The organism is Dolichospermum sp. LEGE 00246, from assembly GCF_015207865.1.
Taxonomy (GTDB): Bacteria; Cyanobacteriota; Cyanobacteriia; order Cyanobacteriales; family Nostocaceae; genus Dolichospermum; species Dolichospermum heterosporum.
In genome coordinates this window covers 1-12,613 of record NZ_JADEWA010000114.1, presented here as the reverse complement: position 1 = coordinate 12,613, position 12,613 = coordinate 1, and the positions used below count along the sequence as shown (strand labels likewise).

The following is a 12,613-nucleotide window of genomic DNA, read 5'->3' as shown; positions in this document are numbered from 1 at the left end:
GTGTATAAGAGACAGAATCAATATTTTTATTTAAATAAATTCTCGTAACCAAGTATGATTTTCAATCATGCAAGTGCTATGGCATCATGATTAATTAACTCTACCACTACCACTACCGATAAAGTACAAAAGTGCCATCCGCACTGCGACACCGCTAGTTACCTGAGATTGAATTAAGCTAAATTCGGGATCATCCATTAAATCAGAACTAATTTCTACACCCCGATTTACTGGACCTGGATGCAATACTTTAACGTTAGGTTGACAAAGTTTTAACTTGGTGCGAGTAATGCCGAATAGTTGATGATATTCTCGTAAACTAGGTAATAGATGGGCTGTCATCCGTTCTTTTTGTAAACGCAATGTCATCACAAAATCAGCATTTTCTAAAGCTGGTTCTAGTTGCCAATGGGTAAATAATCGGCTAGAGTCTGCTGGACATCCTAAATATTCTGCAAAGAATTTAGGTAATAATGTGGGAGGTGCAGCTAGGTGAACTTCGGCACCACTAGCGATGAGACTCCAAATATTAGAACGGGCTACGCGAGAATGTAAGATATCGCCGACAATAGCAATTTTTTTACCTTGCAATGATTCAATTTTGGGTTGTGCAGGGTCAATTAAACTACAAATTGTGAATAAATCTAGTAATCCTTGGGATGGATGTTCATGTTGTCCATCACCGGCATTGAGGACGCTAACTTTTACACCTAGACGATCCATTTCTTGAGCGATCGCTTGTGGCACTCCTGCATCCTTATGGCGGACTACCATAATATCAGTTCCCATTGCTAAATAAGTCTTGGCGGTGTCAAGAATTGTTTCACCTTTGGTCATGGAAGATGTAGCTGCGGCAAAGTTGAGAGTATCTGCACTTAGCCTTTTAGCCGCAATTTCAAAACTACTGCGGGTGCGGGTAGAGGGTTCAAAAAATAAATTTGCTACTACCTGTCCCTGTAATGTGGGGACTTTCTTTGTCCGTCGTGATAGTACCTCTTGAAAAGAAGCCGCAGTTTGTAAAACGGCGTTATATTCAGCGGTTGTGAAGTCAGCGAGTGTAAGAATGTGATGACGATTCCAGGTAGTAGTAGACATTGGGATTTTAGATTTTAGATTTTAGATTTTAGATAATTGTTTATTGGTAATGACGAAAAAAGCATAATTACCAATTACCAATTACCAACCGATTAACTTTCTAAATGGAATACCTTTAAGGCGATAGAAATCATACTGAGGAAGGTTAAAAATCCGATGGTATCTAGCATTGTTGTCACTAACGGACCACTCATTAAGGCTGGATCTAGTTTTAAATGCTTTAAACCCATTGGTAGCAAGGTTCCTAAAGTCACCGCTACCATTGTATTAGTAGCCATAACTGCCCCAGCTATTAAAGCTACCCATCTTTCTTGGGGTTTAGCCCAAATTAGGGAAAGGGCAACCATTGTCAGCCCTAAAGCTACGGCTGTTCCTAACCCAGCTAAAAGTTCTTTGCGGAGAATTTTACCAGTATCTTCGGGTGTGACTTCTCCTACACCTAAACCGCGAATAGTGACAGTCAGGGCTTGTATACCTACAGTCCCCCCTGTGTTAGAAAATATGGGCATGATCACGGCGAGAACGGGTACAGCGGCGATGACTTGTTGAAAAGGAGCGATCGCACTGGCAGCACCAATATATAATCCCATAATCCCCAATAACCAAGGCAACCGTTTCCGAATAGTAATATGTGCGGGAGATAAGGCTTCTTCATCACCACTTACCCCTGCCAATTTTTGGATATCTTCTGTAGCTTCTTCTTCTAAAATATCTACGACATCATCAATTGTAATAATACCGACTAATCTATCTTCTCTATCAACCACAGGTATAGCGATTAAATCGTATCGCTGCATAATACGAGCGACTTCTTCCTGAGAGGTTTCTGTCCTAACTTTGACAACGTGGGAGCTGGCAATATCTTTAATTAAGACATCGGGAAAGGTAAATAATAGCTGACGCAAAGAAACAACACTAACTAATTTGCGATTATCATCAGTGACATAGGCATAGTAAATTGTTTCCTTATCCTGATCTTGCAAGCGGATTTTACTGAGGGCTTCACCAACAGTTAAACCTCGTCGCAAGCGAACATATTCCGTTGTCATTACCCGCCCCGCAGTCCCTTCTGGATAGCCGAGAATTGTGGCTGTAGCTTGTCTTTGTTCGGGACTGAGTTGTTGTAATAAGCGTTTGACTACTCCTGCTGGTAGTTCATCAAATAAATATGCCCGTTCATCAGGACTCATTTCTTCAACGAGGTCTACTACCTGGGCATCGTGGAGGGAGTTAATCAAGTCTTCCTGTACTTCTGTGGGTAAATACTCAAAGACATCTATGGCTTGATCTTTGTTGAGTAATCGGAAGGCGATCGCTCTTTGTTTTTCGGGCAATTGAGTGATATACTCACCCACATCTACTGGCTGTAAACAATTCAAGTCACATTTAAGCTGATTTAAGTCAGCAATATCTAAGGACTTGCGAATTTCCTGTGTAAGCATAATAGAAATCTCCTAAAGTCTCCCCCGCGCTGGGAGACTGTCTCGCCAGCTTAGAGGAGGATACTACTGCCATCTGTTGGACTTTTGTCCATAACCTCTCGTAAAATTGAATATCAACGTGAAAACTAAAAATAGCACCGCTAATTAAAGATTTTAGCTCGGAATCCAGTTTTCCGATAGATGCTAAATGACATTCTAAGCATAACTGGTAACTGACACAAGCCGTTAATGTAAATTATGGGTGAAAATTTCCCAAAAAATAAATTATCCAATAATTGTAGAGTGCATTAGCGTTTGATTTAGGGAGTAGCAAATAAGTAAGGGTTTAGCACTGCTAAACCCCTACATCTATAATACAGATTGGGATATTTTTTTAATTGTCAGTCCCTTATTTCTTCAAAAACTTTTGTTGCATCTTGATTACAAAAATATTCACTTCGGGAATATTCATTCTAGAAGCAATTATCGCAAATACTCCAATTCCCACAAAAGCAGATATGGATAATTCTATTAGTAAATTAATTAAATCTGGTTTACCTAACACCTGTCGGGAAGCAACCAAAGTTCCAAAACTGGCTAAACCTGCAATTATACTCCCAACCGTTAACCCCAAAATTGGTACACACCATTCTTGCCAGGGTAAGCCATTAAGTTTGCGATTGAGCAAAAATAACAACATCAACATGGAACTACAATTAACTCCAACTGTAGCTAAAACTAATCCAGGCGCACCAAAAGGTTCAACTAATATTAAATCTAATACAGCATTAAGAACAATATTAAATATACTAATTTTAAAAGGTGTTTGTCCATCACCTAAAGCATAAAATACTCTAACTAAAACATCACGCCCTAGATAGACAAACATCCCAATTCCATAGGCAATTAATAGAGAAGACACTAACTGAGTTGCTTCTTGTTTAAATGCTCCCCGTTGATAAACTATCTGGACAATTGGCACAGATAAGGATACCATTAATGCCCCTAAAGGTAGCATGGTAACGGCAGTTAATAAAAGTCCTTGCCGAATACGCAATTTTAGTTCTGGCCAATTGTCTGGGTGGGAAAGTTTGGCAAATGTTGGTAATAACGGCAGTAAAATAATATTAGAAATAATTCCTAATGGAGTTTGGACTAAAAGATTAGCATAGTTAAAACCTGCCGCTGCACCAACAATAGGACTAGCAAAATAAAGATCAGTAGCGACATTTATTGGCATCATTCCTGATGATATTGTCGCTGGAGTCATGATTTTAATTACTTCTTGCACACCGGGGGATTTGAAATCAAATCTCAGGCGTAATGTTCCTAGTCCTAACCGCCATTGCACAATTAGCTGTACTAACCATTGGAGAATTCCCCCTGCTAAAGTTCCCCAAGCTAATACTATGCCACCGATTAAAGCATATTCGGGACGAATAATTTCTTTACCGTGTTGTAACCCTAAAATAGCAATACCGATAATAACAGTAATACTAGATAATAATGGACTAATTGATAATAACCAATATTGATTAGCTGCATTTAAAGTTCCAAACCCAATCCCAATTAAACCAGCAAATAATGCTAAGGGTGCCATGATTTGGATTTGACGGATAGCGATCGCTCTTGTAGTTGCTTCTAAGCCATGACCCACAAAATCAACAATATACTCAGCGCAGAAAATCTGAGCAAATGTCACCACTAATAACAACCCACCCACAAGAGTTGTGATTGTTTCTACTATCGGTGCAGCTTCCTCTTTTTTATGTTTAGCCAAAACACTGACAATGGCACTATGTAAAGGTCCGTTGACACCACCAAGTAAGATTAAAAGAAAACCAGGGATAATATAGGCATAACTATAAGCTGTAGCTGCTGCACCTACACCAAAAGCCGCAGCGATTATTTGCTGCCTAATTAAACCAAACACTTTACTAATTAATGTTGCTGCGGCAACAATACCAGCAATGCCAGCGAAGGAACGAGCAGGTTTTTGATCTTGTTGTGTCACGAATATTTATTAGTCCGTTGTCAGTTGTTAGTTGTCAGTTGTCAATTTTTTACCGACAACCCAAACTCTCTCTTGTAGAAACACCAGTTACAGGATTCACACCATCCGCCCTTTGACAGAGTAAGGATACTTGATAACGGTCAATAAGTGCGTCTGTAAAATCAGCACCAGTGATATCAGCATCATAAAAACGGCTACGGGTTAAAGTTGCTTCTGTGAAAATAGCGTTTCTTAGATTAGCACTATCCAAGGTAACACGATCAACCAAAGCCCCTGTTAAATTTGCAGCTTCTAAATTTGCTTTTAATAAAACGCCTTTGGTAAAAATTGCGTTAGTTAAATTTGCACCTTGGAAATTTGTTCCCCGCATTTCCGCTGCCACAAAAGTTCCCCCAACTAAATCAGTATAGGAAAAGTCACGGTTTTCCAAACTGGCATTATTGTAATTAATGGTGTTAATTTGAGCAAAAGCTGGTTGAGGATTCGTAATTACCGAAAATCCTGCCAAAATAGAAACCAATATTAAACTCAAGAATCGGCAAAAAATCTTGTTCATAAATTTTAAATTTGTAGAAGGCAAGAGGCAAGAGGCAAGAGTAAATATTACCAATTACCTATTACCTATTACCTATTTCCAATCCTTACCAATGCGAATTGTGAGGTCAGATTCCAAATCACCATTGCCAGAAACTTCGATTTGTCCTAAACCTAAAACTTGTCGCAAGTCAATTCCTGGTTGTCGGCTGCCCTTTTGGACAATAATCTGAGTTTGGCGTTGAGTATCTGGCCAGTCGGGAACTATGTAAACATTAGTAAAACCTTTCTGTTTAAGATAGGTAACTACTTTTTCCGTTAACTGGGGTTGGTTAGTAGTATTTTGCACGGCAATTCTTTGAATAGAAACCGGTCTGGTATCTGATTTAATGCCAGTTATATCTACCCCAACATAATCATTTAATAAAGTTTGTTGTCCAGTCATGTTTAACCAATAGCTATTGGCATCTTGACTGAATTTGCTAAATGTACCAGGTAACATGGACATTTGGAAATTATCCCGGTCTACATTGACGGAAAAATTCGCTAATGCCATCATTTCTTCCATTTTCAGGTTGGTATCAAAATACTTTCTCATGCTGCGAGTTAATTGGGGCAACCTGGGTAGAACAGTGGGACTGTTGAGTCGTTGCATTAAAGCATTTATTAGTGCTTGTTGTCGCTGGACTCTGGGTAAATCTCCTTTACCTTCTTCATGAAAACGGGCAAACTGTTCTGCCTGTTCACCGTTGAGATTTTGCCAACCGCTAACTAAATTCACAGCAAAGCCACTAGCCTGATCTTGATAATTCATGGCTTGAGGGACAAATACATCCACACCACCTAACTGTTCTACTAATTCCCGAAAACCGCTAGTAGAAATGCGGATATACCTATCTATGGGAGCATTACCTAAACTCCGACTAACTACTCTGGCGGCTAAAACTGGGCCACCTTTGGCGTTAGCTTCCGATACCTTCGTTAATCCCTGTTCGGGAATGGCTATCATTGTCCCTCTGGGAATTGACAGTAGGCGAATAGATTTATCACTGGGATTGAGCCGCACTAACATCATGGTGTCGCTTTTACCAGCAAAACTTTCTGGTGAACCGTCTACAGTACCAGTAACTGGTTCAATGCCCATAATTAAAATATTCATGGGTTTTGATAGTTTGTACTGAGAAAGTTTAGTCCATAAGTCCCCAGGTACTTTGATTTGGTCTTGTTTATTAGGACTGAATTCATCATCTTTCCCTTGGTCGAGATTGCTCCAGAGGGGAGTCCATAGTGCCAAACTTGATGCTAGTAATCCAGATAGAATTATCCCTAAAACAATTGTTAAGACCCACAATAACCAGCGGGGAACTGTTAAGCCTAGACGGTCATAGAGTTCGTTGGGAATAGTGCCAGGGGATTCAAGGACGTTCCGAGAAGAGTTGACTGATGATTTTGGGTTCACCGACGAAGTTGGGGCTGGTGCTGGTTGGGTTGCTACCTGATTTTCCAACATTTGAACCGGTGGCTGTTTTACCTCCGGTTCTGAGGTTGGGACTTGTTGAGGTACTACCTGATTTTCTGACCATTGAATTTGTTTAATCATAATTTTCTCCCCACTCAACCACTCCTTAAAGGTATGTTAATACAAGCTACAAATATTGCGAGTTAAAACTCGCTGTGGAAATTTTAGATTTTGTGAAATTTCCTCACAGTTTCAATCAGTGATAATTACAACATACTCAACCAGAAAAATTCATCAGTGAAGATCATCGCAAAGTGAATACGTAAACATTTACATCAGATACAGCAGGTGGCGGGGTTAGGAGGTACGAAATCTAAGTTGAAACCTATACACAAAGCCATTTTTACCTGGCGACTCCTGACCTGGTGACTCCTGACTCGGTGAATTCTGCTGTATATTGTTCTGAATTACCGATGTATACCGATATGAATAATTTATTTTTTCCTGTGATTCTGGCGGGTGGTAAAGGCGAGCGTTTTTGGCCTTTGAGCCGACTAGACCGACCTAAGCAATTTTTAAGCCTTGATGGTAGCTCAAGAAGTTTACTACAAGCAACTGCTGATAGATTATTAGTTCTGGCTGGTGGTTGGGAAAATTTGTGGGTGATTACTTCTAGTCCCATTGCTCAAGGGGTGCGAGAACAACTTCCTGATTTGCCAGAGTCGAATTTACTAATTGAGTCCCAGGGTCGAGACACTGCTGCTGCTGTTGCTTGGACAAGTTTAGAAATTAAAAAGCGTTACGGGGAAGATGCTATTATTGGCTTTTTTCCTGCTGACCACTGGATTGCTGACCCGGAGCTATTTGCCGAAACTTTAGCGGCTGCTAAGGATTTGGCGACTAAGAAAGCAGCGATTGTGACTTTGGGTATTAAACCTAATTTTCCATCAACTGCCTATGGTTATATTGAACAAGGCGAAAAAATAGGTAGTTTTAATGAGTTGCCAGCGTATCATGTAAACCGATTTACTGAAAAGCCCGACCGGGAAACGGCGGAAACTTTTTTGTCAACGGGACGGTTTAGCTGGAATAGCGGGATGTTCGTTTTTCGAGCCGGTGTTGTTTTGTCAGAATTACGCACCCATGCACCGGAAATTATGAAACCTTTGGAACAACATGGTGTTGATATTTATCCCCAGTTACCTAAGAAAAGTATAGATTATGCTTTAATGGAAAAAACCAGTCTAGCTTATGTTTTGCCAGTAGCATTTGGTTGGGATGATCTGGGTGACTGGAATGCTATTGAACGCTTGCTGAAGCAGGATGATAATCCTAATCTAGAACTTGCTACTCATGTGGGTTTGGATACTCAGGGAGCGATCGTTTATGCCTCCAATGCTGATGATGTCATTGTCACGATTGGTTTAGAGGATGTGGTGATTGTGCGCGATCGCAATGTTACTCTGGTAGTGAAGAAAGACCGCACCCAAGAAATTAAGCAGATTTTGAAAATTCTGCAAAATGATCAGCGATTTACAGGCTTGTTGTAAAATTTAAACCCCTTGGTAGATGGCTCAAAGTCTTGCTGTTTATTATAACTAGACTGTTAATAGTATTTTGTGACAGTATATATCAAATAACGGATTTGAGCCTTTTTTGGCATAAATTTCCGAAGACTCCACTTTTTTGTCAGGTGGAGTCAAAGACTCTTGAATTCATACTTGGGGTTTGCTGAAAAAGTTGTCTGTGAGGGCAGGGAACTCTTACAGCGATTTCCAATCTTATGATGTACATCTTAGCCCCCTCATCGCACCCCCCTAAATCCCCCCGCCGCGGGGGGAAGAAAAGGATAAGCTTTTGATACTGGAGGGGGTTGGGGGTGGGGTTCTTGTTCCGGGTTTGATGACAATTTGCTGTAAGTAGTGGGACAGAATTAATTACAAAATGTCATTGCGTAAGCGTTGCGTGGCGTTAGCCATATGGAACGAAGTGAAATGAAGCAATTCCACGGGTTGTGATTGCTTCGCTTCGCTCGCAATGACTGTAAATATTTTTGTCCAATTACTTAACTGGAGACTGGGAACGAGATTTTATTGAGATTTTATTGATAAACAAAAACTGGAACTCTTTTATAAGCAGGTATCCCACTTTTGGGGTCAATATCTGCTTTAAATAAAACGTTAGCTTCAAGATAAAACATAAAAGCTACCCCTTCACGAATTGCACCACAAATAATTTCAATATTTTCTAATTCCCCTGCATTTCCTTTAACTGTAACTTGTTGATGTTCCTGAAATCCTGCTTTTTGTACATCCAGACTATTCATTAAAATACAATAACGATGGGGCATTTTGCGATATTTATCTTCACTGCGATAAACTACCGTGTTATGTTGTCCATAGCTGCGTCCTGTTCCCAATATGACTACAATTCCTGGCTGATTTTCCTCAACCCCAAAAGTTGATTTATGCGGTAAAGTTAATTGTGGTAAAGGGGTAACAAACATCTGCGCTTTACCATTAAAAGTGGGAAATTTAGGTTCATCAAAAATCCGCCCGGCAATGGTAAATTCTGCCTGAGTTTGATCAATTTCACCTATTTTTTCATAGCCAGGAATGGTTTTAGCAATTAATTCTCTAACATAAATAGTATCTTGTAATTTACGCCAATTAATCGGATTTTCATCATGTAGACGATGGGCAATTTCTGTAATTAGTTCTACTTCAGAAATTAAATCAGAATTACCTGGGCGTAAATGACTTTTACCTGCATCATTTAACCTCACAAAATTATTACCTGATTCTGTTGTAGTCCTATGGGGATTTTCAAACCGATTGAAAACAGGTAATATTAAAGTTTGCTGTTTTCCTAATCCATGAAAATGTCCTATATTCGGTTTTGTCGCTACATAAAAAATGGTTTCTATTTGTAATAAAGCCTGTTTTGCTTGTTGTAAGTCTGGGTTAGCTGCATACAAATTCCCCCCCAAACAAAAGAGTGTATTGATCTTTCCTAATTCTGCTGCTGCTATTAAATCACGGGTATGATAACCAGGAGTTTCATTGAGGGGTTTTCCTAACAGCTTAGATAGTGCTTGTTTGATTTCTTCTCGCAAATTGATGGTTACACCCATTGAACCAAATCCTTGCACGTTAGAATGTCCTCGAATGGGCATTGTTCCCGCGCCAATTTTACCGGCGTTACCTGTAATTAAAGCCGTATTTGCTATACTAAAAACATTTTCTACGCCGTTGGCTTGTTGAGTTATGCCCATAGCCCAAGCAAATACTACACTTTCTGATTTACCAATGATATAAGCTGTGGCTGTAATTTCTTCTTGGGATAATCCGCAGGTTTTAGTGATATGATCCCAGGATATATTTTCTGCGTAATCTAAAATTTGTTGCCAGTTTTGGGTGTAGGATTGGAGATATTCTATTTTGATTAAATTTTGGGCAATGAGGGATTTTTGCAACCCGACAAATAATGCGACATCACTACCAGGAATGGGTTGTAAATATAAAGAAGAGATATCTGAACCACCTGTGAGTAATGATTTGATGGGAAATGCTGGCGAGGCAAATTTGACTAAACCGATTTCTATTTGGGGGTTAATAATAATTACTTTACCGCCTCTTGCTCGCAATTTGATCAATTCGTTCATTAAGCGGGGATGATTTGCAGGTGCGTTAGAACCAATTAAAACTAGACAATCACTATGTTGTAAGCCTTCTAAACTTACCATTGATGTGCCTGAACCGAAAACTTTTTTTAAGCCGATGGTTGAGGGGACGTGACATAAATCTGAACAATCTGCTAGATTATTACTACCAAGCGATCGCATTAACAATTGTAATAAATATGCAGCTTCATTGGAAGAACGTCCAGAACTATAACTAGCAATTTTTTCTGCTGGTTGTTGAAAGGCTGTTGTGGCGATTTGATAAACTTCTTCCCAGCTAATGCGTTGATAATGAGATGAACCTGATTTGAGGATGAGAGGATAAGTCAGTCTACCTAAATCATCGCATTCTTGAGAGGTCAGTTGTTGTAATTCATTAATATGATATTTTTGAAAAAAATCTGATTTAATTCCTGGTTGCAATTCCGCAGCAATGGCTTCTACACTTTTAGCACAACGTTGTAAGTATTCTCCTGCTTCATTAACAAACCCTCCTTTTTGTCCACCTGTACCCCAAGCACAGGATAAACAGGCACTTTTATGATTGAGAGTTTGCCATAATTGTAATCCTTGGGGTGAGAGAGTTTTTTCTAGCCAATATTGGATTACAGGTAAACCGCCACCGGATTGGGAATTAGATTTGTTTTCGGGTAAATTATTCATAAATAGGAGTTTCCTATCTTATTTTTTTACGGACCGATTTTTTAATATTTAGCTTATACCAATTTTTATAAAGCTGCACAGAAACATGAAATCCATTAATTAATTCATCCCTCTTTATCTGCGTTTATCTGCGTTTATCTGCGTTCAATTGACAATATTCTCTATAGTAAATTCCGTGCTATGAAGTTGATTATATGCTTTAATGACTTCTTCGTGACTAAGAGGGTGTTTGAAAAGTTATGGTTGATGTATCAAATATTTTTTACCCCTCCCTTTACAAGGGGAAAGGGGGTAGCAACGTGATGAAAATTACGGAATACTACTTTTAAAACATCCTCTTACTCTTGCCTCTTGCCTCTTGCCTTGCCATAACGACGATTTTCAATGCTAACCTACTTAATATCCCCGACTTCTTTTTTGATTGTGTTAATCAATAGACATCTCCGGTAAAGATTGTAGAGACGTTACATGGAACGTCTCTACAGGGGTTTCATGTCACGCATATTTAATTTTCGGAGATGTCCAATGATAAATTCCTGCAAGAAGTCGGGGATCTGGGTCAATTAGCAATTACCTATTCAGCCGTTTTATTAGCTGCACGATTAGCACGAGCTTCGGCGGAGTTCATGACTTCTGCAAAGTTTTCCACGACTTCACCGGGGAAGTTTTCTAGGATTCTGGTAGAAATAGCAACTCGACCTTTACCTTCATCTAAATCAATAATTACAGCCTTAATTGGTTGACCAATTTGAAAGACTTTTTCTAAAGAGTCAATGAATTTTTGGCTCACTTGTTTGATGTGTAGTAAGGCGCTGACACCGTTAAAATCTACGAATACACCAAAAGGTTTGATGCCAGTAATTTTTCCTTCGATTAATTGACCGATTTCTAATAAACTGAAGTTACTAGAACGAGCGGCTAAACGTTGAGAGAGAACGAGTTTATTGGTTTCCCGATTGATTTCTAAAAAGCCTACGGTGAGAGTTTGACCTTTGAGTGCTTCTAGGTTATCACGTTCGGCGATGTGCGATCGCGGAATAAAACCCCGGACACCTAGAAGATCAACAGTGACACCACCTTTATTGACACCTGTTACCCGTACTTGCACACTTTGGGAATTCTCCTGCATTTCTAACAGTTTTTCCCAAATTTGTTTCACTTCCAATTGCTTGCGGGAAATGGTAACTTGACCTTCAGCATCCTGATCCCGAATAATCAAAAACTCTAGTTCCTCATTCATCGGTAATACTTCCGACAAATCAGCTACTGCTCTCAAGGAAGCCTCTTCTTGGGGAAGAAACGCGGAGGATTTCCCACCAATATCAACATAAGCGCCGTCGTGGTCAACTTGGAAAACTTTACCACGAACAACTTGTCCTTTTTGAAATTGGTAATCGTGTTTTTCCAAGGCTTTGGCAAAATCATCCATTGAAAAAGACGAGTTGGCTGTTTGAGAAAGTTTAGATTCGGAATTCATGACGTTTGAAGATAAATTGTTATTTGTTTAGTTGTCAGTGGTCAGTGGTCAGTGGTTGGGCTAGTACAGATTGGCGGAAATAAACCAACTATTCTAAATCGTTAAAAAGCCTATAATGTCTTAGTTTTGACTTTTAACTGGTTACTGAGCTTGTCGAAGTATTGACTTTTGAGTTCCGCCCTGTGGTACTAGTAGCTCGTCAAATTTATTTTGACGGGTAATGATCGGAAAAAACTTCTGTTCTTCCCTCCCCTACCTCTGTCTCTTA

Annotated in this window: 8 protein-coding genes; 1 reads left to right on the top strand and 7 read right to left on the bottom strand. The window is 39.5% G+C overall.

All coding sequences use genetic code 11. The annotated features are described in order from the left end of the window. Nucleotides 1-90 precede the first annotated feature (90 nt). The 5 genes from IQ228_RS10235 to IQ228_RS10215 form a co-directional block, all read right to left on the bottom strand. Nucleotides 91-1,095 carry an aspartate carbamoyltransferase catalytic subunit gene (locus IQ228_RS10235; RefSeq protein WP_027404870.1) on the bottom strand — a complete coding sequence of 335 codons (1,005 nt, stop codon included), beginning with the start codon at nucleotides 1,093-1,095 and terminating at the stop codon, nucleotides 91-93. 92 nt (nucleotides 1,096-1,187) lie between these two features. Further along, a complete protein-coding gene (gene mgtE, locus IQ228_RS10230; protein ID WP_027404869.1) occupies nucleotides 1,188-2,537 on the bottom strand; it encodes a magnesium transporter in 1,350 nt (449 codons plus the stop codon). Nucleotides 2,538-2,925: 388 nt separating this feature from the next. Further along, nucleotides 2,926-4,530, bottom strand: coding sequence for a murein biosynthesis integral membrane protein MurJ (murJ, locus tag IQ228_RS10225; protein ID WP_027404868.1), 1,605 nt, complete (start codon nucleotides 4,528-4,530; stop codon nucleotides 2,926-2,928). Between the two features lie 49 nt (nucleotides 4,531-4,579). Then, nucleotides 4,580-5,086, bottom strand: coding sequence for a pentapeptide repeat-containing protein (locus tag IQ228_RS10220; protein WP_027404867.1), 507 nt, complete (start codon nucleotides 5,084-5,086; stop codon nucleotides 4,580-4,582). A gap of 72 nt (nucleotides 5,087-5,158) precedes the next feature. Continuing rightward, entirely contained in the window at nucleotides 5,159-6,664 is a 1,506-nt protein-coding gene (locus IQ228_RS10215) for an LCP family protein (RefSeq protein WP_027404866.1), read from the bottom strand. Nucleotides 6,665-7,008: 344 nt separating this feature from the next. On the opposite strand from IQ228_RS10215, the gene IQ228_RS10210 reads away from it, so the two are divergent. After that, nucleotides 7,009-8,073, top strand: coding sequence for a mannose-1-phosphate guanylyltransferase (locus IQ228_RS10210; protein WP_027404865.1), 1,065 nt, complete (start codon nucleotides 7,009-7,011; stop codon nucleotides 8,071-8,073). A gap of 551 nt (nucleotides 8,074-8,624) precedes the next feature. Here the strand turns inward: IQ228_RS10210 and IQ228_RS10205 are convergent. Continuing rightward, nucleotides 8,625-10,868 carry an FdhF/YdeP family oxidoreductase gene (locus tag IQ228_RS10205; RefSeq protein WP_193962791.1) on the bottom strand — a complete coding sequence of 748 codons (2,244 nt, stop codon included), beginning with the start codon at nucleotides 10,866-10,868 and terminating at the stop codon, nucleotides 8,625-8,627. A 574-nt stretch (nucleotides 10,869-11,442) separates the two neighbouring features. Then, a complete protein-coding gene (locus IQ228_RS10200; RefSeq protein ID WP_027404863.1) occupies nucleotides 11,443-12,345 on the bottom strand; it encodes a S1 RNA-binding domain-containing protein in 903 nt (300 codons plus the stop codon). Nucleotides 12,346-12,613 lie beyond the last annotated feature (268 nt).